Origin of the sequence: Streptomyces sp. NPDC005761, assembly GCF_040630635.1 — a bacterium.
Lineage (GTDB): Bacteria > Actinomycetota > Actinomycetes > Streptomycetales > Streptomycetaceae > Streptomyces.
Window position 1 is genome coordinate 75,677 of the sequence record NZ_JBEXXX010000028.1, and the last position, 24,456, is coordinate 100,132.

The 24,456-nt window shown below is 70.8% G+C and carries 22 protein-coding genes and 1 riboswitch; of the genes, 11 read left to right on the forward strand and 11 right to left on the reverse strand.

What is annotated here, in order from left to right; translation table 11 throughout:
• Window positions 1-120 precede the first annotated feature (120 nt).
• A complete protein-coding gene (locus ABZ434_RS24050; protein WP_359140528.1) occupies window positions 121-1,497 on the forward strand; it encodes a M1 family metallopeptidase in 1,377 nt (458 codons plus the stop codon).
• Window positions 1,498-1,524: 27 nt separating this feature from the next.
• On the opposite strand, the gene ABZ434_RS24055 is transcribed toward ABZ434_RS24050, so the two are convergent.
• Both ABZ434_RS24055 and ABZ434_RS24060 read right to left on the reverse strand, forming a co-directional pair.
• On the reverse strand, window positions 1,525-3,108 hold the full coding sequence (locus tag ABZ434_RS24055; protein ID WP_359140454.1) for a M4 family metallopeptidase: 1,584 nt from the start codon (window positions 3,106-3,108) through the stop codon (window positions 1,525-1,527).
• Between the two features lie 277 nt (window positions 3,109-3,385).
• Window positions 3,386-3,961 (reverse strand): TerD family protein, encoded by a 576-nt coding sequence (locus ABZ434_RS24060; protein WP_328895462.1) that lies wholly within the window; start codon window positions 3,959-3,961, stop codon window positions 3,386-3,388.
• Between the two features lie 201 nt (window positions 3,962-4,162).
• Between ABZ434_RS24060 and arfB the strand changes: the two genes are divergently transcribed.
• Window positions 4,163-4,588, forward strand: coding sequence for an alternative ribosome rescue aminoacyl-tRNA hydrolase ArfB (gene arfB / locus ABZ434_RS24065; RefSeq protein ID WP_326737765.1), 426 nt, complete (start codon window positions 4,163-4,165; stop codon window positions 4,586-4,588).
• 149 nt (window positions 4,589-4,737) lie between these two features.
• Here arfB and ABZ434_RS24070 read toward each other — a convergent pair whose 3' ends face one another.
• Window positions 4,738-5,244, reverse strand: a complete 507-nt coding sequence (locus tag ABZ434_RS24070; RefSeq protein ID WP_359140458.1) for a flavin reductase family protein — start codon at window positions 5,242-5,244, stop codon at window positions 4,738-4,740.
• Between the two features lie 373 nt (window positions 5,245-5,617).
• On the opposite strand from ABZ434_RS24070, the gene cdgB reads away from it, so the two are divergent.
• Both cdgB and ABZ434_RS24080 read left to right on the forward strand, forming a co-directional pair.
• Window positions 5,618-7,267 (forward strand): diguanylate cyclase CdgB, encoded by a 1,650-nt coding sequence (gene cdgB, locus ABZ434_RS24075; RefSeq protein ID WP_359140461.1) that lies wholly within the window; start codon window positions 5,618-5,620, stop codon window positions 7,265-7,267.
• A 164-nt stretch (window positions 7,268-7,431) separates the two neighbouring features.
• A complete protein-coding gene (locus tag ABZ434_RS24080) occupies window positions 7,432-8,421 on the forward strand; it encodes a CBM35 domain-containing protein (protein ID WP_359140464.1) in 990 nt (329 codons plus the stop codon).
• Window positions 8,422-8,530: 109 nt separating this feature from the next.
• On the opposite strand, the gene ABZ434_RS24085 is transcribed toward ABZ434_RS24080, so the two are convergent.
• The 5 genes from ABZ434_RS24085 to ABZ434_RS24105 all read right to left on the reverse strand — a co-directional run bounded on the left by ABZ434_RS24085 (window position 8,531) and on the right by ABZ434_RS24105 (window position 13,683).
• Window positions 8,531-9,394: a class II fructose-bisphosphate aldolase gene (locus ABZ434_RS24085; RefSeq protein WP_359140467.1), complete on the reverse strand. Its 864-nt coding sequence runs from the start codon at window positions 9,392-9,394 to the stop codon at window positions 8,531-8,533.
• Between the two features lie 56 nt (window positions 9,395-9,450).
• Window positions 9,451-10,392, reverse strand: a complete 942-nt coding sequence (locus ABZ434_RS24090; RefSeq protein WP_359140470.1) for a 1-phosphofructokinase family hexose kinase — start codon at window positions 10,390-10,392, stop codon at window positions 9,451-9,453.
• Between the two features lie 174 nt (window positions 10,393-10,566).
• Window positions 10,567-11,721 carry an N-acetylglucosamine-6-phosphate deacetylase gene (gene nagA, locus ABZ434_RS24095; protein WP_359140473.1) on the reverse strand — a complete coding sequence of 385 codons (1,155 nt, stop codon included), beginning with the start codon at window positions 11,719-11,721 and terminating at the stop codon, window positions 10,567-10,569.
• Window positions 11,721-12,653 carry an ROK family protein gene (locus ABZ434_RS24100; RefSeq protein WP_359140476.1) on the reverse strand — a complete coding sequence of 311 codons (933 nt, stop codon included), beginning with the start codon at window positions 12,651-12,653 and terminating at the stop codon, window positions 11,721-11,723. The genes nagA and ABZ434_RS24100 overlap by 1 nt, the downstream gene beginning before the upstream one ends.
• A 121-nt stretch (window positions 12,654-12,774) precedes the next feature.
• A complete protein-coding gene (locus tag ABZ434_RS24105; RefSeq protein ID WP_359140479.1) occupies window positions 12,775-13,683 on the reverse strand; it encodes a sugar isomerase in 909 nt (302 codons plus the stop codon).
• A 353-nt stretch (window positions 13,684-14,036) separates the two neighbouring features.
• On the opposite strand from ABZ434_RS24105, the gene ABZ434_RS24110 reads away from it, so the two are divergent.
• The 3 genes from ABZ434_RS24110 (at window position 14,037) to otsB (ending at window position 16,527) form a co-directional block, all read left to right on the forward strand.
• Window positions 14,037-15,254, forward strand: a complete 1,218-nt coding sequence (locus tag ABZ434_RS24110) for an extracellular solute-binding protein (RefSeq protein WP_359140531.1) — start codon at window positions 14,037-14,039, stop codon at window positions 15,252-15,254.
• Between the two features lie 32 nt (window positions 15,255-15,286).
• Window positions 15,287-15,556, forward strand: coding sequence for a DUF3263 domain-containing protein (locus ABZ434_RS24115; protein ID WP_359140482.1), 270 nt, complete (start codon window positions 15,287-15,289; stop codon window positions 15,554-15,556).
• 116 nt (window positions 15,557-15,672) lie between these two features.
• On the forward strand, window positions 15,673-16,527 hold the full coding sequence (gene otsB / locus ABZ434_RS24120; protein WP_359140484.1) for a trehalose-phosphatase: 855 nt from the start codon (window positions 15,673-15,675) through the stop codon (window positions 16,525-16,527).
• Here otsB and ABZ434_RS24125 read toward each other — a convergent pair.
• Both ABZ434_RS24125 and ABZ434_RS24130 read right to left on the reverse strand, forming a co-directional pair.
• Window positions 16,504-17,895 (reverse strand): trehalose-6-phosphate synthase, encoded by a 1,392-nt coding sequence (locus ABZ434_RS24125; RefSeq protein WP_359140487.1) that lies wholly within the window; start codon window positions 17,893-17,895, stop codon window positions 16,504-16,506. The two genes, otsB and ABZ434_RS24125, sit on opposite strands and share 24 nt — an antisense overlap.
• Window positions 17,896-18,002: 107 nt before the next feature.
• Entirely contained in the window at window positions 18,003-18,950 is a 948-nt protein-coding gene (locus ABZ434_RS24130) for a glucosyl-3-phosphoglycerate synthase (RefSeq protein ID WP_359140490.1), read from the reverse strand.
• A gap of 153 nt (window positions 18,951-19,103) precedes the next feature.
• Window positions 19,104-19,230, forward strand: a riboswitch (SAM riboswitch).
• Between the two features lie 17 nt (window positions 19,231-19,247).
• Here ABZ434_RS24130 and thrC point away from each other — a divergent pair.
• From thrC to groL, 4 genes are all read left to right on the forward strand, one after another.
• Window positions 19,248-20,552 carry a threonine synthase gene (gene thrC / locus ABZ434_RS24135; RefSeq protein WP_359140493.1) on the forward strand — a complete coding sequence of 435 codons (1,305 nt, stop codon included), beginning with the start codon at window positions 19,248-19,250 and terminating at the stop codon, window positions 20,550-20,552.
• 39 nt (window positions 20,553-20,591) lie between these two features.
• Window positions 20,592-20,870 (forward strand): MoaD/ThiS family protein, encoded by a 279-nt coding sequence (locus ABZ434_RS24140; RefSeq protein ID WP_219573635.1) that lies wholly within the window; start codon window positions 20,592-20,594, stop codon window positions 20,868-20,870.
• A gap of 445 nt (window positions 20,871-21,315) precedes the next feature.
• On the forward strand, window positions 21,316-21,522 hold the full coding sequence (locus ABZ434_RS24145) for a cold-shock protein (protein ID WP_003967346.1): 207 nt from the start codon (window positions 21,316-21,318) through the stop codon (window positions 21,520-21,522).
• A 362-nt stretch (window positions 21,523-21,884) separates the two neighbouring features.
• A complete protein-coding gene (groL, locus tag ABZ434_RS24150; RefSeq protein ID WP_123524516.1) occupies window positions 21,885-23,510 on the forward strand; it encodes a chaperonin GroEL in 1,626 nt (541 codons plus the stop codon).
• Between the two features lie 141 nt (window positions 23,511-23,651).
• Here the strand turns inward: groL and ABZ434_RS24155 are convergent, their stop codons facing one another.
• Window positions 23,652-24,368: a TetR/AcrR family transcriptional regulator gene (locus tag ABZ434_RS24155; protein ID WP_359140498.1), complete on the reverse strand. Its 717-nt coding sequence runs from the start codon at window positions 24,366-24,368 to the stop codon at window positions 23,652-23,654.
• Window positions 24,369-24,456 lie beyond the last annotated feature (88 nt).

The following is a 24,456-nucleotide window of genomic DNA, read 5'->3' on the forward strand; positions in this document are numbered from 1 at the left end:
GGAGTTCCCGGACTCCGACATTCCGCACATAGGATCACCGGTGTGGATCACCGACCCCCGGCAAGCGACGCGGCAGGCGGCCCGGTGCGCGGCGCCCGCAGGAAGGCCGGGCCCGCCGCCCTGCTCCTCGCCCTCGCCGTCCTCGCCCCCGCCTGCACCTCCGGAACGGGCGGGGTGGAGGGGAAACCCGGGGCCTCCGGTCTGCGGGACCCGTACTTCCCCAAGCTCGGCAACGGCGGCTACGACGTGACGCACTACGACCTCACGCTCGACGTCGACCCGGACGAGCAGACGCTGCGCGGGACCGCCGTGATCACCGCGCGGGCCACGCAGGACCTGAGCTCCTTCAACCTGGACCTCGCCGGTCTGACCGTGGACTCGGCCACCGTGGAGGGCCGTCCGGCCGCCGTCAACCGGGCGGGCAACGAGCTGACGCTGCGTACGGACGCGAAGGTCGAGGACCGGCTCCACCGGGGCGAGACGTTCCGTACCGTCATCCGCTACTCGGGCTCGCCCCGCACCATCACCGACGCGGACGAGTCCGAGGAGGGCTGGCTGCCGACCGACGACGGCGCGCTCGCCCTCGGTGAGCCGACGGGCTCGATGGCGTGGTTCCCGGGCAATCACCACCCGAGCGACAAGGCCTCGTACGACCTGGTGGTCACCGTCCCCAAGGGGCTGGCCGCGGTCTCCAACGGGGTGCCGGCCGGACCGCCGACGACGGCGGGGGAGCGCACCACCTACCGCTGGCACACGGCCGAGCCGATGGCGAGCTACCTCGCGACGCTGGCCGTGGGCCGCTTCGAGACGAAGTCCTCGACGACGGCGGGCGGCATCACGGTGTTCACCGCCGTGGACCCGCAGTCGGCGAAGGCGAGCGCGCGGACGCTGGCCCGGATCCCCGAGGTGGTGAGGTGGGGGGCCGAGCACTTCGGCCCGTACCCCTTCTCCGCCACGGGCGCGATCGTGGACCGCAAGGGGGACTCCGGCTATGCGCTGGAGACGCAGAACCGGCCGTTCTTCCCCGGCCCGCCGAGCATCGGGCTGCTCGTCCACGAGATGGCGCACCAGTGGTTCGGAGACTCGGTGACGCCGGCGACCTGGCGCGACATGTGGCTCAACGAGGGTTTGGCGACGTACGCGGAGTGGCTGTGGGAGGAGGAGAAGGAGGACACCCCCGCCCAGGAGTCCTTCGACGAGGCCTACGAGGACGAGGACAACTGGGACTTCCCGCCCGCCGATCCGCCGAGCGCCGCGGACATCTCGGAGCAGCCGGTGTACGGGCGCGGGGCCATGGTCGTCCACAAGATCCGCGAGGTGGTCGACGACGACGAGGAGTTCTTCGCGCTGCTCGCCGGCTGGACGAAAGCGCACCGGCACGGCAACGCCTCGACGGCGGACTTCACCGCCTATGTGGAGGAGGCGACGGGGGAGGACCTGTCGGAGCTGTGGGAGGACTGGCTGTACGGCAGGAGCCGGCCGGCCGCGGACGGCTGACCGGCTCCGCATGCGGTACGGCGCGCGTTACTTCACGTTGACGCCGGTCCAGGCGGCGTCGACGGCCTTGAGTTCGGCGCTGTCCGCCCCGTACAGGTCCGTCGCCGCCTTCTCGGTCGCGACGCGGGCGGCCGCGTAGTCGGTGGTCGAGGTCATGTACGTGGAGAGGGCCTTGTACCAGATCTGGACGGCCTTGTCCCGGCCGATGCCGGTGACGGTGGAGCCGTCGGAGGTCGGGGAGTCGTAGTCCACACCGTTGATGGTCTTCGCGCCGCTGCCCTCGGCCAGCAGGTAGAAGAAGTGGTTGGCGACACCCGACGAGTAGTGCACGTCCTGGTCGCCGACGGCGCTGTCCCAGTAGTCGGCCGAGCCGCCGTCCTTGCTGGGCTTGTCCATGTAGCGCAGCGGGGTGCCGTCGCCGTTGATGTCGATCTTCTCGCCGATGAGGTAGTCGCCGACGTCGGTGGCGTTGTCGGCGAAGAACTCCACGGAGGTGCCGAAGATGTCGCTGGTCGCCTCGTTGAGGCCGCCGGACTCTCCGGCGTAGTCGAGGTTGGCGGTGGCGGCGGTCAGGCCGTGGCTCATCTCGTGGCCCGCGACGTCGAGGCCGGTGAGGGCGCTCTTGTTGTCGGCGCCGTCGCCGTAGGTCATGCAGAAGCAGCTGTCGTCCCAGAACGCGTTGACGTACGCGTCGCCGTAGTGGACCCGGGAGTAGGCGGCCTTGCCGTCACCGGCGATGCCGTCGCGGCCCAGGGCCGACTTGTAGAAGTCCCAGGTCTTCGCGGCGCCGTAGTGGGCGTCGACCGCGGCGGTCTGGCGGTCGTCGCCCGCGCCGTTGCCCCAGGTGTCGTCGTCGTCGGTGACGAGGTCGCCGGTGCCGCTCTCGCCCTGGTTGAGGTCGTACGTCTTGTGGCCGCCGCGGTCGCCGTCGGTCAGCTCGAAGCCCGAGCCGGAGGCGGTGGTGGAGAGGTCGACCTTGCCGCTGTACTGGCTGTTGCCGACGCCGGCCGTCTCGATCGCCTCGTAGCTGTGCAGCTTCTTGCCGGTGGTGGCGTCCGTGATGATGTGCATCCGGCTCGGGGTGCCGTCCTTCTGCACACCGGTCTTCACGGTTTCGAAGGCGAGGACGGGCGTGCCGCCGCGCGCCCAGATCACCTTGCGGGCGCTCGCCGCCGTCTTGATCTTCGCCGTCGTGGACGGCACGGATATCCGGGTCTTCACCGCTTTGGTGACGCCCTTGAGCTTGCCGCTGCTCGTGGTGTGGGTGACGAGGTCGCCGCCGAGGACGGGCAGTCCGGCGTAGGTGCGCTCGTAGCGGGTGTGGACGGTGCCGTTGGCGTCCTTGATCACATCACGGACGATCAGCTTCTCCTGGGAGCCGAGCCCCAGGGTGTCGGCGGCCGAAGCGGCCTCGGTCTGGGCCGACTTGATGGCGCCGGTGCGCGCGGAGGCGCTGCTGAAGGCGGGGGACGCGGTGCGGGGGGAGGCGGAGGAACCGCCGTCGGAGGAGCCCGGCGTGGCGTTCGCCGCACCGGTCTGCACTCCGACGACGACCATCGCGGCCACGGCGGCCAGGGCTGCGGCGCGACGAGTGTTCATGTGGGGGGTCATGCGTTCTCCGTTGCTCGTTCCGTGGGGGGTTACGAGCGGAGAGCGTGCCACCGAATGACCAGTTTTGACGGTGTACCAACAATTACCTCACAATTCTTTGACCGTTTCTTGTCCGACTGGGATGCGTCCGTGTCCGCTATCCGGCGGATTTCCATCGACGGGGCAACACTGCGTGTCGTAGGCCCTGTTGGGAGCGCTCAGTGGTAAGCGGACACGCGGGAGCCCCCGGCCGCAGGACGTTCGGCCGGGGGCTCCCGTGAAGCGTTTGTGCTGAGCGTCAGAGGTTGACGCCGAAGTCCTGCGCGATGCCGCGCAGGCCCGAGGCGTAACCCTGGCCCACGGCGCGGAACTTCCACTCGGCGCCGTTGCGGTACAGCTCACCGAAGACCATGGCGGTCTCGGTCGCGGCGTCCTCGCTCAGGTCGTAGCGCGCGATCTCGGCGCCGCCGGCCTGGTTGAGGATGCGGATGTAGGCGTTGCGCACCTGGCCGAAGTTCTGGCTGCGGGTCTCGGCGTCGTAGATCGACACCGGGAAGACGATCTTGTCGATGTCGGCCGGCAGGCCCGCCAGGTTGACGTTGATCTGCTCGTCGTCACCCTCGCCCTCACCCGTGACGTTGTCACCGGTGTGCACGATGGTCTGGTCCGGCGTCGCCTTGTTGTTGAAGAAGACGAAGTGCCCGTCGGAGAAGACCTTCCCCGCCGCGTTGACCGCGATCGCCGAGGCGTCGAGGTCGAAGTCGGTGCCGGTGGTGGTACGGACGTCCCAGCCGAGGCCGACCGTGACGGCGGTGAGGCCGGGGGCCTCCTTGGTGAGGGAGACGTTGCCGCCCTTGGACAGGCTTACTGCCATGGGAAGTCCCTTTCATCTGTCGCTGCGGGCTTCGTGCCATCACGAAGCTACCGTCACAGTTCATAACGCAGGCAGGGGACCGTGAGGTTCCTTCCGCCTTTACTTTCTTTACCGAACTGATGACGGGGTGCGGGCAGACGGAGGAAGGCGGGCGCCAAAAGGAGGTGACGAACCCCCCGTGGGGCGGGGAACATGGGTGTCATGTCCGGGCCCTATGTCATCCGCGGTGCGGTCTCCCTACCGGAGGCCGAGCTCATGTGGCGTTTCTCGCGGTCCTCCGGGCCCGGCGGGCAGCACGTCAACACCAGCGACTCCCAGGTGGAGCTGCGCTTCGACCTCGCGGCGACCGAGTCGCTGCCCGAGGTGTGGAAGGAGCGTGCGCTGGAGCGGCTGGCGAGCCGCCTCGTGAACGGCGTCGTGTCGGTCCGCTCCTCGGAGCACCGCTCGCAGTGGCGCAACCGGGAGACCGCCGCCGTGCGGCTCACGGCCCTGCTGGCCGAGGCCACGGCGCCGCCGCCCAAGCCACGCGTCAAGCGCAAGATCCCGCGCGGGATCAACGAACGCCGACTGCGCGAGAAGAAGCAGCGCGGCGACACCAAACGAGGCCGCTCCGGTCGCGACTGGTAGTCACGGACGGCGCCCGCGGTCCGCCGCACGGCCCCGCATCGCCGCTCGCCGCACCGCTGCCCGCCGCACGGCCCCCGCGTCGCCGCCCGCGGTCCGCCGCACCGCTGCCCCCGCCGACGGCCCCCGTGCCGTCGCTGCCCGTGCCGCCGTCAGCCCAGCTGCCGGTAGCGCCCGCGGAAGTACGTCAGCGGGCCGCCGTCCCCGCTCGGCAGCTGCGCACCGAGCACCCGGCCGATCACCAGGGTGTGGTCGCCCGCCGTGATCCGCTGCTCGGTGCGGCACTCCAGCGTCGCGAGCGCGCCGCCGACCAGGGGCGCGCCGGTCACCTCGCCCCTTACATAGGGGATGTCCTCGAAGAGCAGCCGGTCGCTGATCCGCCCCTTCATGGCGAACCGCCCCGCGATGTGACGCTGGCTCTCCGACAGTACGGAGACGGCCCACAGGGGCTGTTCCGCCAGCAGGTCGTCCATCCGGGAGTCGTTGCGCAGGCTCACCATGACCAGCGGCGGGTCGAGCGACACCGACATGAAGGCGGTCGCCGTCATCCCCACGTCCTCGCCGCGTCCGTGCTCGTCGAGCGGGGGCTCCTGTGCGGTGATCAGGACCACTCCGGCTGCCAGCCGGGCGAGGGCGCCGCGGAACTCGTCGTTGCTCACCCCCTCAGCATGGGGGACGGTTTCGGTACGCGGGGTGGGGGGCTTCGTCTGCAACACACCGGGAACGCTAGCCGCGTACGGTGGGCCCCCGCATCGGGCCAGGGGACCAGCCGGGTCCTAGGACCTGCCCGTTCCGGGCCCGGTGTCGGGGAGGTTTGCGTTTTGCGTTCAAGAAAAGGACGGACCACTGAGGGGTGGACCTGAGGACCCTTCACCATCTGTTGTGACTTGAGTCACAGAGTGCAATATTTGTTGACCCTGTGTACCGGGTGCACAGCTCACTGTGATTCAGTGGCCGTGACACTGCAGTAAGTACGTCAAGTGCGTCGATATGAAATCTGGAGTGCTGTCGAGGTCTCGGGGAGTGCGAGCGATGGAGGCCGAGTCGGAGCCGTACGTCCGTCTTGCGACGATGCGGCAGCTGCACCAGGCCGTGGCCGATCTCAACACGGCGCGGAGCCTGGCCGACACACTGCAGACCGTCGCGGACGGAATCGTCGCCGGTCTCGGCTACGAGCTCGCCTGCGTCAACCTCGTCCGTCCCGACGGTGATCTCGTCGTCGCGGCCTTCGCCGGCAACAGCGCCGCCGAGGCCCTGATCACCGGCCGCGTGGGCTCCCGTATCTCCTGGGAGCGGCGGCTGGCCATGGGTGAGATCTGGGACGAACTCCGTTTCATACCCCACACCGACGGCTGGGTCCTCCTCGACGACGACGTCCCGCAGTGGCACACCGAGGGCCCCGAGCCCCGCTTCGAGGACGAGTGGCACCCGCAGGACCGGCTCTACGCCCCGATGTACGCCTCGGGCGGCGGCAGCGACCTCCTCGGCGTCATATCCGTCGACCGCCCCCGCAACGGCCGCCGCCCCGGTGCCTGGGGCCGTGAGGCGCTCCAGATGTACGCGTCCCAGTCGGCCATTGCGATCAGCAACGCCAGGCTCCGGGCAAACATGCAGCGCGCCCTGGTCCGCCTGGAGCGTGAACAGCAGGCGCTGCGGGCCAGCGAGGAATCCTTCCGTCAGGCCTTCGAGTACGCCCCCAGCGGCATGGCCATCGCCGAGATGGGCGGCGACCAGCACGGCAGGCTGCTGCGTACCAACGACGCCCTGTGCCGCCTCCTGGGCCGTCCCGCCTCGGTGCTGCGCCGCTACTCCTTCGCCGACCTGGTCCACCCCGAGGACATCGGCACCCTGCTCCGCACCTCCGCCGAGGGCGGCCGTGCCGAGCTGCGGCTGGGCCGCCGGGACGGCACCTATCTGTGGGTCTCGCTGCGCAACTCCGTCGTCGCGGACACCGCGGACGGGCCGCGCTTCCTCCTCACGCACGTCGAGGACATAGAGGAGCGCAAGCGCCACGAGCTGAACCTGGCCCACCGCGCCTCGCACGACGCCCTGACCGGGCTGCCCAACAGTGCGGAGCTGCGGGCCCGGCTCAGCGCGCGGCTGTGCGAGCGCCCGCACTCGGTGGCGTCCAGTGACGTGGAGGCACTGGACGCGGCGTACGGCGATGTCGACGAGACCAGGGTGCACGGGTTCCCCGCCGACGGGTTCGACGCGGGCCGGGGTGTCGGCCCGTACGACCACCATGTGCATTCCGTCGCACCGGACACGGCGAACGACGACGGGTCGAAGGGGCTCGCGGTCCTCTTCTGCGACCTGGACGGCTTCAAGTCGATCAACGACCGCTTCGGACATCACACGGGTGACGCGGTTCTCATCGAGGTCGCCCGCCGGCTCACCACGTGTGTCCGGGACGGGGACACCGTCGCCCGGCTCGGGGGTGACGAATTCGTCGTTCTCGCGGACGGACTCGGCGCCGCAGACGCCGCGGACCTGGCTGTACGCCTGCGTAACGCCATCATTCCGCCCATTCGGGTCGACGGCCGGGCGGTGCGGGTCGGGGCCAGTTTCGGCATCGGCTGGGCCTCCTGCGGCATGACCGCGGAAGAGGTGCTGCGCTCCGCCGACCAGCGGATGTACGTCGAGAAGCGGTCCCGGTCCAAGGTTCACCGGCGAGCCGGCTGACGTTCGCCGCGCCGTCGTTCCGGGGGCACGTGGCCTGCCTCACCCCGGTCGCCGCCCCGCCTCCGGCAATTCTTGGCGTGGTCCGTTCGGGGTAGGCTCGGCCGGTCGGCGACGGCTGGCGAGATGTGGCGACGGCTGGCGACATGGTGAGGAGTGACCCAGGGATGGCCGGGAACAACGGCGCGAGCACACCCGAGGACGACGATCCGTTCGGCTACCTCTACGAGGACGGGCAGGCAGCCGGCGCGCAGCCGCCGGGGCAGGGCGGATACGGCTACCCGGGTCCTGCCGCGCAGCCGGGCGTGCCCCGCACCTCGTACAACCAGGTGCGGACCGTCGGCGAGCGCCAGTACGGGCAGGTGCCGCCGCAGCAGGCGTACGGGCAGCACCAGGCGCCCTACGGTCAGCCGAACGCGCAGTACGGCCAGCCGAACGCGCAGTACGCGGCCCCGGAGACGTACCCCGGTGGCGCCGCCACCGCGCAGGTGCCGCACCAGGGCGGTCGCGGCAGTGGCGGCGGCCCCGGCCGGAGCGGTCCGAACAACAAGGGCCTGCTGATCGGGGCGCTCGCGGTGGTCGCGGTCGTACTCATCGGCATCGGAGTCGCGCTGATGACGGACGACGACGACAAGGGTGGGAAGAAGGACGAGGCGACGTCCTCATCAGGCCCGGCCGGTGAGGTCGAGCAGTCCCCGACGCCTGAGCAGTCCAAGAGCGCCGAGACCCCGGTCGAGCTCCCGAAGCAGGACGCGGCGTCGTTGAAGCTCGGCGGTACGGCGGCCGTGGACAAGAGCGTCAAGGGGGCCGAGGGCCCCGACGGATCGTACGTCTCCGGTTTCAATGCCGTCGGATCGTCCGTGACGTGGCGGGCCAACATGGAGAACGCCGGTGGGTACCGGCTGACCGTGCGCTACGCGATCCCGGACAAGGACGCCAATGCGACGCTGACGGTCAACGGGAAGCCGAACTCGCAGCCGATCGGGCTCAAGGACTTCATCCAGTCCTCGGACCCGAACTGGGAGAAGAACTGGCAGACCACCTGGGCGCCCGTCGATCTGGTCAAGGGTGAGAACGAGATCAGCATCTCGTGCCAGGACGGAAATCAGTGCGACGTGATCCTGGACTGGGTCGAGGTCACCCCCGCGAAGGGCTGAGTCCTCCCGAGGCGCCCCCGTCCTGCGGGGGCGCGTGCCGGCTGACGGAGAACACCGGGCCCCGCCCCACGCCGAGCGCGTGGGGCGGGGCCCGTTTCGCTGGTCCGGGTCAGCGGGTGGTGCCGGAGACGAGTCCCAGGAAGTGATGGATCACGTCGGCCATCGCCTCGCGGCCCGGTGCGATGTACTTGCGCGGGTCCACGCCGGTGGTGTTCTCGGCGAGGTGGGCGCGCACGGCTCCGGTGAACGCGGTGTTCAGTGCCGTACCCACGTTGATCTTGACCATCCCGGAGGCCGTGACGGCCCGCCGGATCTCCTCGTCCGGGACGCCGCTGGAGCCGTGCAGCACCAGCGGGACGGGGACGGCGTCGCGCAGCCGGCCGATCAGCTCGTGATCCAGGGCGGCGGTGCGCTCGGTCATGGCGTGCGAGGAGCCGACCGCGACGGCCAGGGCGTCGACGCCGGTGGCGCGGACGTACGCGGCGGCCTCGGCCGGGTCGGTGCGGACACCGGGGGCGTGGGCGTCGAGGGGTGCCTCGCCCTCCTTGCCGCCGACCTTGCCGAGTTCGGCTTCGATCCAGACGCCGCGCTCGTGCCCCCAGGCGACCGCCGCGGCGGTGGTCCGTACGTTCTCCTCGTAACTCAGCTTGGAGGCGTCGAACATCACCGAGCCGAAGCCCTCGTCGTGGGCCCGGTGCAGCAGGTCGACGGACTCGACGTGGTCGAGGTGGAGGGCGAGCGGGGCGCCGGAGGTGCGGGCGACGGCCGCGGCCGCGGCGGCGATGGGTGCGAGCCGGCCGCCGTGGAACTTCACGGCGTTCTCGGAGATCTGGAGGATGGCGGGGGCGCCGGCGCGCTCGGCACCGGCGGCGATCGCCTCGGCGTGCTCCAGCGTGATGACGTTGAAGGCGGCGATCCCGTGTCCCCGGGCCTGGGCGGCGGAGACGAGTTCACCGGTGCTGACGAGCGGCATGCTGACCTCTGTGGCTTCCTCGGGCCCGGCGGGCGGGCCCGGTGGGGGCGCGGCGTTCAGGCCGCGTCTGCGTGTTCCTCGATACCGACGCGCGGCAGCAGCTCCTCGTACGCCGCACGATCGAAGTCACCGGCCGTGGGGGAGAGCACGGTCGCCGTCGACAGTGCCACCGCCCGTCGCAGCCGGTCCGGCCAGTCCAGGCCCTCCACGAGCCCGGACAGCAGTCCGGCCACCGCGGAGTCGCCCGCTCCGGTCGGATTGCCCTTGACGGGCGCGGGTGGGGACGCCTGCCAGTTGCCGTCGGGGGAGACCGCCAGCATGCCGTCGGGTCCCAGTGAGGCGATCACCCCGTGGGCCCCGCGGCGGCGGGCGTCGCGGGCGCCGCGCAGGGGTTCGCGGGAGCCGGTGAGCTGGGCGAGCTCGTCGGCGTTCGGCTTGATGAGGTCGGGACGGGCCGCGATGCCGCGGCGCAGCGGTTCGCCGCTGGTGTCCAGGAGGACGGGGACGCCGGCGGTGCGGGCGAGGCGGACCAGTTCGGCGTAGGCGCCCACGTGGATGCCCGGCGGCAGGCTCCCGCACAGGGCGACGGCGTCGGCCGTGCCGAGCAGTTGCCCGTACGAGGTGAGGAACGCGGTCCACTCGTCGGCGGTGACGTGCGGCCCGGGTTCGTTGAACTGGGTGGTGTCCCCGGTGGTCCGGTCGACGACGGCCAGGGTGCGGCGGGTGTCGCCGGCCACGGGCACGAGTGCGTCGGTGACGGCCGCGGCCCCGCGGGGGAGTGCGGCGAGCAGTTCGCGCAGTACGGCTCCGGTGGCGCCTCCGGCGAAGCCGGTGACGACGCTGTCGTGGCCGAGGGCGGCGAGGACCCGGGCGACGTTGACGCCCTTGCCGCCGGGGCGCTCGGAGAGGTCGGTGACGCGGTGACTGGAGTGCGGGACGAGTGCCGGTACCCCGTACGTCAGGTCGAGTGCCGTGTTCAGCGTGACCGTCAGGATCAACTCGGCCGCCCCCTTGATCCGTAAAGAGCGCGGATCTCTTGCCGGAACGCGCTTTCCCTGCCTGTTTCCCACGCGATCATGTCAAAGAGACGGCAGTCGGCCCAGACGTCGGCACCAACCGCCGTCTCTTCGTTACGTAGCCGGTCCTCGGTCCACGTACTGCGTGGACGGACGTCAGACCGTCTGCGGCTGAATGATCCACTCGCCCTTGCGCATGACGCCCTTGAGCCGGAAGTCCTCGTCCAGGACGACGAGGTCGGCGTCCTTTCCGGGCTCCAGCGAGCCGACCCGGTCGTACACGCCGAGGAGGCGGGCCGGGTTGGCGGAGATGGACTGCACCACGTCGCCGACCGGGATGCGGTCGATGGTGACGGCCCGGTGGAAAGCGGTGTCCAGGGTGAGCGTGGAGCCCGCGATGGAGCCGCCCTCGACGAGCCGGGCGACGCCGTCCTTGACCTCCACGGCGAGCGGGCCGAGCTGGTACTGGCCGTCGCCGAAACCGGCCGCGTCCATGGCGTCGGTGATCAGCGCGACGCGGTGCGCGCCCGCGTGGTGGTAGGCGAGCTCCAGAGCGGCCGGGTGCAGATGCGTGCCGTCGTTGATGAGCTCGACGGTGATCCGCTCGTCCTCCAGGAGGGCCGCGATGGGGCCGGGTGCGCGGTGACCGAGGGCGGGCATCGCGTTGTAGAGGTGCGTGGCGACCGTGGCGCCGGCGTCGATCGCCTCGACCGTCTGCTCGTACGTGGCGTCCGTGTGCCCGATCGCGGCGATGACGCCGTGCTCGGCGAGCAGCCGTACGGAGTCGATGCCGCCGGGCAGTTCGGTGGCGAGCGTGAACATCTTGGCGGTGCCGCGCGCCGCGTCCATCAGCTTGCGGACCTCGGCCGGGTCCGGGTGGCGCAGCAGGCCCTCGCTGTGGGCGCCCTTGCGGCACGGGGAGATGAAGGGGCCCTCGAAGTGGATGCCGGCCAGGTCGCCCTGTTCGACGAGCTCGGAGAGGATGCCGGCCCGCTCGGCGAGGAAGTCCATCTCGCCGGTGACGGTGGAGGCCACCAGGGTGGTGGTGCCGTGCTCGCGGTGGGTGCGGACACCGGTGAGGACCTCGTCCACGGTGCCGGAGGTGAAGGACGCGCCGCCGCCGCCGTGGTTGTGCATGTCCACGAAGCCGGGGACGATCCAGTGGCCGGACAGGTCGACGGTGCGGGCGTCCTCGGCCCGGCTGCCGGCGATGCGGGTGCCCTCGATGATCACCCGGCCGTCCTCGACGGTCCCGGTGGGGAGCACCACCCGGGCGCCTGCGAGAACGGTGCTGTCTGCGCGTCCGGCCATCAGGCGGATACCTCCGTGGAGAGAAGATCCCAGGCGAGCAGCCCTGCGCCCAGGCATCCGGCGGTGTCCCCGAGGGCCGCCGGGACGATGTGGGGCAGCTTCTGGAACGTGACACGTTCCTCGACGGCCGCACGGAGTGGTGTGAACAAGGTTTCCCCGGCCTCGGCGAGACCGCCACCGATGATGAGTGTGCGGGGGTCGAGCAGGGTGAGCGCGGTGACGAGCCCGGCGGCGAGCGCGTCGACGGCGTCGCGCCACACCTCGACGGCCCTGGGGTCGCCCGATTCGACGGCCTTGGCGCAGTCGGCGGCATCGGCCTCCGGGTCGCCGGACGCGGCGGCCCAGGCCCGGCTGACGGCGGCCGCGGAGGCCAGCGTCTCCAGGCAGCCGCGCTGGCCGCAGGGGCAGTCCGGGCCGTCCGGCCGGACCACGATGTGGCCGATCTCGCCCGCGTAGCCGTGGGCGCCCGCCTCGATGGTGCCGGCGATGCCGATGGCGCCGGCGATCCCGGTGCCCAGCGGCACGAACAGGAAGCGGTCGGCGCCCTTGCCCGCGCCGATCCGGCCCTCGGCGAGTCCGCCGGTCCTGACGTCGTGACCGAGGGCCACGGGTACACCGCCGAGCCGTTCGCCGAGCAGCCGGCGCATGGGTACGTCGCGCCAGCCCAGGTTCGCCGCGTAGACGGCGATCCCGTTCTCGGCGTCGACGATGCCGGGCACCGCGACGCCGGCCGCGACGGCGCTCTCGCCGAAGTGCTCCTCGCCGTACGCGCGCAGGTCCGCCGCGAAGGCGAGGACCGACTCCACGACGGCGTCGGGTCCCCGCTGTCTGCCGGTCGCGCGCCGCGCCTCGTACAGCAGGGTGCCGTCGGCCCCGACCAGTGCGGCCTTCATTCCGGTGCCGCCCACATCGAGGGCGATGACGTGTTTCACGGGAAACAGTTTCGCCCGACGAACCCCAAAAGGTCTAGTCCACTATCGCTGTTTGTTGCGCATCCATACAAAATCGGGGGCGCAACCGGCGGCAACCGGCCGCAACCCGCCGACAAGGGCCCTATCCCGGAAGGATCACGCTGCGCGACAGGTTGCGCGGGTGGTCCGGGTCGTAGCCCTTCGACTCCGCCAGGACCACCGCGAGCCGCTGCGCCCGGATCAGGTCGGCCATCGGGTCCGCCGACCGGTGGGCGACGAGCGTCCCGCCGACCGCCGCGACCTCACCGGCGAGCCCCTCGGGCAGCGGGCCGAAGACCCAGGCCACCCGGTTCGCGCCGGTGATCGCGATCGGGCCGTGCCGGTACTCCATCGCGGGGTAGGACTCGGTCCACGCGCCCGCCGCCTCACGCATCTTCAGTCCGGCCTCCTGTGCCAGCCCATAGGTCCAGCCGCGCCCCAGGAACGTCCACTGCTCGGCCGCGACCACCGTCTCGTCCAGCGGCTCGGTCACCGCCAGTTCCGCGTCGACGGCCGCCTCGGCCACCGTCTTCACCCCGGCCGGGAGCGGGCCCGCCGCCTCCAGGCCGGCCCGCAGGAAGGCGAGCGCGGTGGTGGCGAACCGGGTCTGGACGACCGACTCCTCGTCCGCCCAGTCCAGTACGGCCACCGTGTCGGCGGCCTCCATGACCGGCGTCCTCGGGTCGGCGGTCAGCGCGACGGTGGCCGTCCTGCCGCGCAGTTCGCCCAGCAGCGCCAGCACCTCGCTCGTCGTGCCGGAGCGGGTGATCGCCACGACCCGGTCGTACGCCCGCCCGGCGGGGAACTCCGAGGAGGCGTACGCGTCGGTCTCGCCCTGGCCCGCCGCCTCCCGCAGCGCCGCGTAGGCGATGGCCATGAACCAGGAGGTGCCGCACCCGGTCACGGCGACCCGTTCGCCCGGACGCGGCAGCCCCTCGAAGGCGGCACCCGCCTCTGCGGCGCGACGCCAGCAGCTGGGCTGGGTGGCAATTTCTGATGCGGTACGGGACATGCTCGACGGCTCCTTGCGGCTGGGCGGTGGCCGGTGCGGCTCGGGTGGCACCGTATGCGTGCGGATCTGCCCGACACGGCGGCCGGGAGGTCTGGACCAATAGAGGGCGAGGGCCGGATCGTGCCCGGCCGAGACCTCCTTAGCAGTCGCTCCGCGTCGCGTGCAATGCTGCTGTGTTGCGGAAGCGATACCCCGGTGGTGTAGACCTCCTTCTCGTGGGTGGTGCAAAATCGCAGCTCATCCGGAGGGCCCCCACGCCGACGTGGGTGCCGCGGGTGGCGCAATCGACGAGGACGGACTGAGCTGTGCAGCGGCGTTACTTGGGACTGACGGCGGCTGTCGCCGCACTGGGCATGACGGTCGCGCTGGCGGGCTGCGGCGGCGACGGAGGCTCGGGCGACGTCACACTGAAACTGGTCGCGGCCGACTACGGCACCGGTGAGGCCAACAAGTCCCAGACGTACTGGGACGAGGTCGCCCGGAGCTTCGAGGCCTCCCACCCCGGCATCAAGGTCGACGTGACCGTCTACCCGTGGACGGACGTCGACCGCAAGGTCGCCGAGATGGTGAAGGACGGGAAGGCCCCCGACATCGCGCAGATCGGCGCGTACGCGGACTATGCCAAGGCCGGCAAGCTCTACTCCGCCGACCAGATGCTCAGCATCCCCACCCAGGCGAACTTCCTGCCGAAGCTCGCGGAGGCCGGCCGGGTCAGCCGTATCCAGTACGGGCTGCCGTTCGTCGCCAGCACCCGGCTGCTCTTCTACAACAAGGACCTCTTCTCCCAGGCGGGCCTCAAGGCCCCGCAGACCTGGGACGACATAGCCACCGACGCCGCGGCGCTCAAGCAGCGCGGGGTGAAGTACCCGTTCGCCCTGCCGCTGGGCCAGGAGGAGTCCCAGGCCGAGACCATGATGTGGCTGCTCAGCGGCGGTGGCGGCTACACCGACGACGTCGGCTCGTACGACATCGACTCGACGGAGAACGTCCAGACCTTCGACTGGCTGAAGTCGAACCTCGTCGACAAGGGGCTCGTCGGCCCCGTCGCCCCCGGCAAGCTCGACCGGGCCAAGGCCTTCGCGGCGTTCACCCAGGGCGATGTCGGCATGCTCAACGGCCACCCCACCCTGATGGAGGAGGCCCAGAAGCAGGGCGTGAACTTCGGCATGGTGCAGCTGCCCGGCGCCGACGGCCCCACCAGGGCATCGATGGGCGTGGCCGACTGGATCATGGGGTTCAAGCAGAACGGCCACCGGGTCGAGATGGGCAAGTTCTTCGACTTCATGTTCAGCGACGAGAACGTCATCGCGTTCGTCGACAAGTACGACCTGCTGCCCGTCACGGACAGCGCTTCGGCGGCGATGGAGGACGACCCCAAGTCCAAGCCGCTGCACCAGTTCCTGACCGCGCTGCAGGGCGCGGAGTTCTACCCGTTCGGCAAGACGTCCTGGGCCCAGGCCAGTGAGTCGATCAAGGAGAACATCGGCAGGGCGGTCGAGCCGGGCGCGAATCCGGAGAGCGTCCTCCAGCACATCGCGCAGGAGTCCGCCGCGGCCGAGAGCGCGGAGTAGCGGCCCGCGGCCCGCGCAATATATTGGCTGATATGACCGTCCTCCCTCCGAACGGCCCCGACGAGCCCGCTCCTCCCGCCGGACTCTCCGACCGGGACCGTGCGGTCCTCGCGGTCGAGCGTCAGTCGTGGGCGGGGCCCGGGGCGAAGGAGCGGGCGATCAGGGAACAGCTCGGCATCTCCCCGACCCGCTACTACCAGCTGCTGAACGCGCTGCTGGACGACCGGCGGGCCCTGGAGGCGGACCCGGTGACGGTCAATCGTCTGCGCCGGGTACGGGAGGCCAGGCGCGGGCGCCGCTGAGCCCCGCGGCTCCGGCAGGATCCAGCCCCTTCGGCGACCGGGCCGCGGCGTCCGGCGGAGTGCCGGTCGCCCCGCGACAGGCCCCGCCCGGGACCCGCCGCCTATAGGCTCGCCCCATGGGCAGCACTCCGCACACCCCACCCCTGCCGGCCCCGGCCACCCCCGCCGGCCAGGAGGGCCTCGCCGCTCTCCTCGCCCGGCCCGACCGCGCCGTGATCGCACTCGATTTCGACGGCACGCTCGCCGACATCGTCCCGGACCCCGAACAGGCCCGTGCCCACCCCGGCGCCGTCGAGGCACTGGCCGCACTCGCCCCCAAGGTCGCGTCGATCGCCGTGATCACCGGCCGCCCGGCCGGTGTCGCCGTCCGCTACGGCGGCTTCGCCGGTGTCACGGGGCTCGACCGGCTCGTCGTCCTCGGCCACTACGGCGCCGAACGCTGGGACGCCGTCTCCGGCACCGTCCACGCCCCCGCCCCGCACCCCGGCGTCGCCGCCGTCCGGGCCGAACTCCCCGGCTTCCTCGACAAATACGACTCCTGGCGGGGCACCTGGATAGAGGAGAAGGGCCAGGCGCTCGCCGTCCACACCCGCCGTGCCGCCGACCCGCAGGCCGCCTTCGAGGCCCTGCGCGGCCCCCTGGGCGAGCTCGCTTCCCGGCACGGCCTGATCGTCGAACCCGGCCGCCTGGTCCTGGAGTTGCGCCCCTCCGGCATGGACAAGGGCGTCGCCCTCACCCAGTACGTGCACGAGACCGGCGCCGGCTCCGTGCTCTACGCCGGCGACGACCTGGGCGACCTCGCCGCGTACGCCGCCGTGGAGAAACTGCGCACCGAGGGCCCCGACGGCACCCCCGGCCTGCTGGTCTGCAGCGGCACGGAAGTACCCGAACTGGCCGACCGTGCCGACCTGCTGCTGCCGGGGCCGGGGGCCGTCGTCGCGTTCCTGTCAGCCCTGGCGCAGCGCCTCTAGCTGGTCGAGGAACCACTGCTGCGGCGGCAGTGCGGTCGCCGCAGCGGCCAGCCGCTCCGTGCGGGCCGTCCGCTCGTCGTCCGTCATCGTCAGCGCCTCGTGCAGGGCCGCGGCGGTGGCGGACACGTCGTACGGGTTCACCGTGATCGCGTCGGCGCCCAGCTCCTCGTACGCCCCCGCCTCCCGCGACAGCACCAGCGCGCAGCCGTCGTCGGAGACGACCGGGACCTCCTTGGCGACCAGGTTCATCCCGTCCCGGATCGGGTTGACGAGCGCCACGTCCGCCAGCCGGTACGCCGCCAGCGAGCGGGCGAAGTCGTCCTTGACGTGCAGGACGACCGGCGTCCAGTCCGCCGTCCCGTACGCCTCGTTGATCCCGTCGGCGACGCGCTGCACCTCGGCCGTGTACTCCCGGTAGACCGCGAGGTCCTGCCGCGAGGGGTAGGCGAACGCGATGTGGACGACGCGCCCGCGCCACTCGGGCCGCTCGTCGAGCAGGGCTCGGTAGGCGTGCAGGCCGCGGACGATGTTCTTGGACAGTTCCGTACGGTCGACCCGCACGATCGTCCTCCGGCCGGGGCCCACCTGCTCCCGCAGCGCCGCCATCCGCTCGTCCACATCCGCCTCGTGCGCGCGGCGGCGCAGGAAGTCCGCGTCGGCGCCGAGGCCGTGCACCCCGATCCGGGTGCGGCCGGTGCCGCCGAGGATCTCCGTGCAGCAGCCGATGAACGCGTCCGCCCAGCGGCGGGTCAGGAAGGCCGCCCGGTCGGCGCCGAGGATGCCGCGCAGCAGCTGTTCGGCGATGTCGTCGGGCAGCAGCCGGAAGTAGTCGACGGGGGCCCACGGGGTGTGCGAGAAGTGGCCGATCCGCAGGTCGGGGCGGAGCTCGCGGAGCATGCCGGGCACCAGCGCCAGGTGGTAGTCCTGCACGAGGACCGCCGCACCCTCGCCCGCCTCCTCGGCGAGCGCCTCCGCGAAGGCCCGGTTGTACGTCTCGAAGGAGGCCCACTGCCGGCGGAACTCCGCGTCGAAGACCGGTTCGACGGGCGTCTGGTAGAGCAGGTGGTGGACGAACCACAGCACCGAGTTGGCGATCCCGTTGTACGCGTCGGCGTGCACTTCCGCGTCGATGTCGAGCATCCGGACACCCGGCTCGCCGACCCCTCGCTGGACCGCCGCACGGTCACCGTCACCCAGGGCGGCGCAGACCCACATCTTGTCGTCGACCGCGCTCAGGCCGGAGACGAGTCCGCCCCCGCCGCGCTTGGCGTCGAGGGAGCCGTCCTCGCGCAGCGCGTACGAGACCGGGCCGCGGTTGGACGCGACGAGTACCTGGGCAGCGGGCTGGGGGGCGTGCTCGGAGACCATGGGCGGAATCTAGCCCGATCACGAACCGCCCAAACGTGCGAAGCCCTGCCAGGTCCCGTCACCAGGCGTGAAACGCACTCCCCACGGCGCCGGTCGCCTTCCCCGCCTCACGCCGCGCGGCGTGAGACGTACTCCTCGATCTCGCGCATCGGCGGCCGCTCCTCGGTGTCCACCGGGTAGGTGTGCGGGACGAATCCGTGCTCGCCGCGCTCGAACTGGGTCAGCGACGGGCGGACCAGATGCCCGCGGGAGAGGCGGAGTTGAGCGGTCCGGTAGATGGCGGCCGCCATCCGGCCGAGCGCCTGGCCGTCCTGGTGGCGGTGCTTCCTGACGCCGACGTCGACCTGGGCGAGCGCGTCCAGGCCGACCGTGTGCAGGGCGTCCACGAGCAGGCCCAGCTCCACTCCGTAACCGACGGGGAACGGCAGCCGCTCCAGCAGCGAGCGCCGCACGGCGTACTCGCCGCCGAGCGGCTGGACGAAACCGGCCAGCTGCGGCCAGTGCAGATTGAGCAGCGGGCGTGCCACCATTTCGGTGACCCGGCCGCCCTGGCCCGTGGTGTCGCCGAACGGGCGGTCGTACATCGCCTTGACGAACTGCACCGAGGGATCGGTCAGCAGCGGGCCGACGATGCCGGAGACGAAGTCCGCCGAGAAGTCCTTCAGGTCCGCGTCGATGAAGCAGACGATGTCACCGCCGGTCACCAGCAGTGACCGCCAGAGCACCTCGCCCTTGCCGGGGACGGCCGGGATGCGGGGCAGGATCGTGTCCCGGTGGACCACCCGGGCGCCCGCCCGGCGGGCGACCTCGGTCGTGGCGTCCGTCGAACCGGAATCGATCACCACGAGCTCGTCGACCAGCCGGACCTTCTCCATGAGCTCGCGCCGGATCGTCGTGACGATGTCCCCGACCGTCTCCGCCTCGTTCAGCGCGGGCAGCACCACACTCACGCTCGTGCCGTGCGCGTCGTTCCTGGCCGCCAGCAGACGGTCCAGCGGACGGTCGGCGGCTGACCAGGAACGCCTGGTCAGCCAGCGTTCGACCTCTTCCAGCACGGTCGATACTCCCTGTATGTGATCCATCTCGCGGTTCGGACGACTATCTCAACAGTCCGGTGCTTCGGTTACAGTCTTGAACAACGCAGATGGCCGTCGCATGCCGGGGTCCGTCCGCCGATAAACGCCTGGATCCATGGTCCAGTGCCACAGCGCTCATCCAGAGGGACAGAGGGAACGGCCCGTTGAAGTCCCGGCAACCCTCCCGCCGACCGCGAGGTCAGGTGGGGAAGGTGCCAATTCCGTCTCGTGACGAAATGCGTCGCGAGGAAGATGAGGAGAAAGGGCCTCGCCATCATGGCTGTTGAGACTGTTGCAGCACACACCGAAGCTTCCGTGGATCTCGGTCCCGCCGCGGCGCTTTCCTGCCGCGAATGCGGAGAGCGATTCGCACTCGGCCCCATTTTCGCCTGCGCGTCCTGTTTCGGGCCGCTCGAAGTGGCGTACGACCTGCCGAGCGGCTCCCCCGAAGAGCTGAAGAAGCGCATCGAGGCCGGACCCGACAACATCTGGCGCTACGCGCCGCTGCTGCCGGTCCCCTCCGATGTCGCGGACAAGCCCAACATCAACCCCGGCTTCACCAAGCTGGTCAAGGCCGACAACCTCGCCCGCGAGCTGGGCGTCACCGGCGGTCTGTACGTCAAGGACGACTCCGGCAACCCGACGCACTCCTTCAAGGACCGCGTCGTCGCGATCGCCGTCGAGGCCGCCCGCGCCTTCGGCTTCACCACCCTCTCCTGCTCCTCCACCGGCAACCTCGCCGGTGCCGTGGGTGCCGCCGCCGCCCGGGCCGGCCTGCGTTCGTGCGTGTTCATCCCGCACGACCTGGAGCAGGGCAAGGTCGTCATGGCCGCGGTGTACGGCGGCGAGCTGGTCGGCATCGAGGGCAACTACGACGACGTCAACCGCTTCTGCTCCGAGCTCATCGGCGACCCGCTCGGCGAGGGCTGGGGATTCGTCAACGTCAACCTGCGTCCGTACTACGGCGAAGGCTCCAAGACCCTCGCCTACGAGATCTGCGAGCAGCTCGGCTGGCGGCTGCCCGACCAGATCGTCATTCCGATCGCGTCCGGCTCACAGCTCACGAAGATCGACAAGGGCCTCCAGGAGCTGATCAAGCTCGGCCTGGTCGAGGACAAGCCCTACAAGATCTTCGGCGCCCAGGCCGAGGGCTGCTCCCCGGTCTCCGCCGCCTTCAAGGCCGGGCACGACGTCGTGCGGCCGCAGAAGCCGAACACGATCGCCAAGTCCCTGGCGATCGGCAATCCGGCCGACGGCCCGTACGTCCTGGACATCGCGCGCCGCACCGGTGGAGCCGTCGAGGACGTCGACGACGAGCAGGTCGTCGACGCGATCAAGCTGCTGGCCCGCACCGAGGGCATCTTCGCGGAGACCGCGGGCGGGGTGACGGTCGGCGTGACGAAGAAGCTGATCGACGCCGGTGTGCTCGACCCGACGCTCACCACCGTCGTCCTGAACACGGGTGACGGCCTCAAGACGCTGGACGCCGTGGCCGCCACCTCGCAGGCGAGCGCCACGATCCGTCCGAGCCTGGACGCCTTCCGTGCCGCCGGCCTCGCCTCGGGCCTCGCCACCGGCTGAGAAGCTTTTGACCACCCGAGACTTCAGGAAGGGCACACCATGAGCGTCAAGGTCCGTATCCCCACCATCCTCCGCACCTACACGGGCGGCCAGGCCGAGGTCCCGGCCGAGGGCGCGACCCTCTCCCAGGTCATCGAGTCCCTGGAGAAGGACCACCCGGGCATCGCCGCCCGCGTCCTGGACGACCAGGGCAAGCTGCGCCGCTTCGTGAACGTGTACGTCAACGACGACGACGTGCGCTTCGAGGGCGGCCTGGACGCGGCCACGCCGGACGGCGCCGGCATCTCGATCATCCCGGCCGTCGCCGGCGGCTGCTGAGCCCGCGGCCCGGGCCCCGGAGGCCGCCGGGCCGACTTCACAGCGTGACCACGATTGCCCCCTCCGCAAGAGAAGCGGAGGGGGCAATTCTGCATGGTTGAGCGGGGTAGGGTGAGGGAAGCCCCCTCCGCTGCCCGTGCCCCCCGCATATGAGAATGCGCCGGGCCACGACAAGATGCAGCCAAAGTGTGCGAGCTCCTTGCGTCATAAGTCGCCTTTGCCTGGCCCGAGTTGCCCAGGATCCTCATGAATTCCTCACATTCGGGCGATCGGTTCTGCTCAGAATTCTCGTCCGATTGACCTGTTGCAGAGGGCAGTTGGGCAGATACATTCGGCCGCGGTCGACGCGTTCCGGCGCACCCACCCTCTCCTGTCGGAGGGTGAGTTCTGACCCGGGCCCGCGAAGTGCGGTCCTGTGCAAGGGCCAGTAATAGGGGAGTTAGGCATGGCTCAGGGCACCGTCAAGTGGTTCAACGCGGAGAAGGGGTACGGCTTCATCGCGGTCGACGGTGGTGCGGATGTTTTCGTCCACTACAGCGCGATCCAGATGGACGGGTACCGCACCCTCGAAGAGGGTCAGCGAGTTGAATTCGAGATCTCGCAGGGCCAGAAGGGGCCGCAGGCGGACATGGTCAAGCTCGCCGTCGGCTGAGCCCGCCGGCCACGACGCAGTCGGTCAACGACACTACTCACGCACGAAGGGCCCGTACCCGAGAGGTACGGGCCCTTCGTGCGTCCCGGGCCGTCGCGGCGGGGACGTGCCGCGCACCCTGGGCCCGCTTCGGCGGGACGGCCCCCGCGGCTGTCCACACTCCGAGGTGGACGCTTGCACTCTCGGGGGTCGAGTGCTAATTATTGGCTTAGCACTCTCTGGGTGAGAGTGACAGAAACTTGGACCGGGCCGGTGAGGCCCGCAGGTCTGCCGGGGCAAGGAACCGGCAGACACGCAGGCCGTCCGTCGCGGGCGCCTCTCGGTCCGGAGAAATCCACCCCTGTCCGGGAGGACCACTTCATATGGCCAAGATCATCGCCTTCGACGAGGAGGCCCGGCGCGGTCTTGAGCGCGGCATGAACCAGCTCGCCGACGCCGTCAAGGTCACCCTCGGCCCCAAGGGCCGCAACGTCGTCCTTGAGAAGAAGTGGGGCGCCCCCACGATCACCAACGATGGTGTTTCCATCGCCAAGGAGATCGAGCTGGAGGACCCGTACGAGAAGATCGGTGCGGAGCTGGTCAAGGAGGTCGCCAAGAAGACGGACGACGTCGCCGGCGACGGTACGACCACCGCCACCGTTCTCGCTCAGGCACTCGTCCGCGAGGGCCTTCGCAACGTGGCCGCGGGCGCGAACCCGATGGCTCTCAAGCGGGGCATCGAGAAGGCCGTCGAGGCCGTCTCCGCCGCCCTCCTGGAGCAGGCCAAGGACGTGGAGACCAAGGAGCAGATCGCTTCGACGGCCTCCATCTCCGCCGCCGACACCCAGATCGGCGAGCTCATCGCCGAGGCCATGGACAAGGTCGGCAAGGAAGGCGTCATCACCGTCGAGGAGTCCCAGACCTTCGGTCTGGAGCTCGAGCTCACCGAGGGTATGCGCTTCGACAAGGGCTACATCTCGGCGTACTTCGCCACGGACATGGAGCGCATGGAGTCGTCCCTGGACGACCCGTACATCCTGATCGTGAACTCGAAGATCAGCAACGTGAAGGACCTCCTTCCGCTGCTCGAGAAGGTCATGCAGTCCGGCAAGCCGCTGCTGATCATCGCCGAGGACGTCGAGGGCGAGGCCCTGTCGACCCTGGTCGTCAACAAGATCCGTGGCACCTTCAAGTCCGTTGCCGTCAAGGCTCCGGGCTTCGGTGACCGCCGCAAGGCCATGCTCGGCGACATCGCCATCCTCACCGGTGGCACCGTCATCTCCGAAGAGGTCGGCCTCAAGCTGGAGAACGCCGGTCTCGACCTGCTCGGCCGCGCCCGCAAGGTCGTCATCACCAAGGACGAGACGACGATCGTCGACGGCGCCGGTGACAGCGACCAGGTTCAGGGCCGCGTCAACCAGATCCGTGCCGAGATCGAGAACTCCGACTCGGACTACGACCGCGAGAAGCTCCAGGAGCGCCTCGCGAAGCTGGCCGGCGGCGTGGCCGTCATCAAGGCCGGTGCCGCGACCGAGGTCGAGCTCAAGGAGCGCAAGCACCGCATCGAGGACGCGGTGCGCAACGCCAAGGCCGCCGTCGAGGAGGGCATCGTCGCCGGTGGTGGCGTGGCTCTGCTCCAGGCCTCGGCCGTCTTCGAGAAGCTCGAGCTCTCGGGTGACGAGGCGACCGGCGCCAACGCCGTCAAGCTGGCGCTGGAGGCCCCGCTCAAGCAGATCGCCGTCAACGGTGGTCTCGAGGGTGGCGTCGTCGTCGAGAAGGTGCGCAACCTGCCGATCGGTCACGGCCTCAACGCCGCGACCGGCGAGTACGTCGACATGATCGCCGAGGGCATTCTCGACCCGGCGAAGGTCACGCGCTCCGCCCTGCAGAACGCCGCGTCCATCGCCGCGCTCTTCCTCACCACCGAGGCCGTCATCGCCGACAAGCCGGAGAAGGCCGCTGCCGGCGGCGCTCCGGGCGGCATGCCGGGCGGTGACATGGACTTCTGATCCTGACGGATCGGTAGTTCCTGCACAGCTGTACGACGCCGGCCCCCGGGGAGCGATCCCCGGGGGCCGGCGTCGTTCGTGTGCGCGCGTCGTACGGCCCGCGTGCCCGCGCCGCACCTGGTAGGGCGCGGGGCCGCGCGGTCAGTCCGCGTCCAGGCCGTCGACCAGGCGGTTCAGGAAGCGGGCGAACGTCGCGTCGGGGGTGACCGGGCGTCCGGCCGAGGCGAGGGCCTCGGCCAGCTCGGGGTGGTGGCCGTCCGCGGCGACGGTGGCGAGGTAGAGCGCCTCGGCCGTGGCCCGGCCGGGGTCCTGCGCGGCCTCGGCCTGCGCCACCTCGTGGGCCACGTGTCCGGCCACGAACGCGGTGAGCTGGGCGAAGACCTCCAGCCGGGCGCCGCCGTCGAGGCCGCTGGGGCGCAGGGCGGCCAGGGCGTGTTCCAGGAAGGCGAGGGTGCGGGGGCCGAGTGTCCGGCGGGCGGGCACGGCGGTGGCCAGCCAGGGGTGGCGCAACATGTGGTCGCGCTGGAGGTGCCCGATGCCCTTGAGGTCGGCGCGCCAGTCGCCGGTGAGGGGGGCGTGGGTCGCGAGCTCGCCGTTGACGTGGTCGATCATCAGGTCCAGCAGCGTCTCCTTGTCGGGGGCGTAGCTGTAGAGCGACATGACGCCGGCGCCCACCTCCGCGGCGACCCGCCGCATGGTGACCGCGTCGATCCCCTCGGCGTCGGCCAGGGCGACGGCCGCCACCGTGATCGCCTCACGGCTGAAGGCGGGCCTGCGCCCCCGGCGGGGCCGGTCCGGGGCCAGCCAGAGTTCGCGGGGGTCGACGCCGGTGGCGCCGGTCCCTTCGTCACGGGTCACGGTCCTGCTGTTCCCTTCGTCACGCTGCGGCTCCTGTCCCGTCCATCCAAGCATCGACTATTCTCGTACACGGTACGAGAATGAGTGA

Bases quoted from the DNA above. Each gene is read 5' to 3' on its own strand.
- ABZ434_RS24055 (WP_359140454.1), bottom strand. From the start codon at position 3,108: ATGACCCCCCACATGAACACTCGTCGCGCCGCAGCCCTGGCCGCCGTG.
- ABZ434_RS24060 (WP_328895462.1), bottom strand. From the start codon at position 3,961: ATGGCAGTAAGCCTGTCCAAGGGCGGCAACGTCTCCCTCACCAAGGAG.
- arfB (WP_326737765.1), top strand. From the start codon at position 4,163: ATGTCCGGGCCCTATGTCATCCGCGGTGCGGTCTCCCTACCGGAGGCC.
- cdgB (WP_359140461.1), top strand. From the start codon at position 5,618: ATGGAGGCCGAGTCGGAGCCGTACGTCCGTCTTGCGACGATGCGGCAG.
- ABZ434_RS24080 (WP_359140464.1), top strand. From the start codon at position 7,432: ATGGCCGGGAACAACGGCGCGAGCACACCCGAGGACGACGATCCGTTC.
- ABZ434_RS24085 (WP_359140467.1), bottom strand. From the start codon at position 9,394: ATGCCGCTCGTCAGCACCGGTGAACTCGTCTCCGCCGCCCAGGCCCGG.
- nagA (WP_359140473.1), bottom strand. From the start codon at position 11,721: ATGGCCGGACGCGCAGACAGCACCGTTCTCGCAGGCGCCCGGGTGGTG.
- ABZ434_RS24105 (WP_359140479.1), bottom strand. From the start codon at position 13,683: ATGTCCCGTACCGCATCAGAAATTGCCACCCAGCCCAGCTGCTGGCGT.
- ABZ434_RS24110 (WP_359140531.1), top strand. From the start codon at position 14,037: ATGACGGTCGCGCTGGCGGGCTGCGGCGGCGACGGAGGCTCGGGCGAC.
- ABZ434_RS24115 (WP_359140482.1), top strand. From the start codon at position 15,287: ATGACCGTCCTCCCTCCGAACGGCCCCGACGAGCCCGCTCCTCCCGCC.
- otsB (WP_359140484.1), top strand. From the start codon at position 15,673: ATGGGCAGCACTCCGCACACCCCACCCCTGCCGGCCCCGGCCACCCCC.
- ABZ434_RS24125 (WP_359140487.1), bottom strand. From the start codon at position 17,895: ATGGTCTCCGAGCACGCCCCCCAGCCCGCTGCCCAGGTACTCGTCGCG.
- thrC (WP_359140493.1), top strand. From the start codon at position 19,248: ATGGCTGTTGAGACTGTTGCAGCACACACCGAAGCTTCCGTGGATCTC.
- ABZ434_RS24140 (WP_219573635.1), top strand. From the start codon at position 20,592: ATGAGCGTCAAGGTCCGTATCCCCACCATCCTCCGCACCTACACGGGC.
- ABZ434_RS24145 (WP_003967346.1), top strand. From the start codon at position 21,316: ATGGCTCAGGGCACCGTCAAGTGGTTCAACGCGGAGAAGGGGTACGGC.
- groL (WP_123524516.1), top strand. From the start codon at position 21,885: ATGGCCAAGATCATCGCCTTCGACGAGGAGGCCCGGCGCGGTCTTGAG.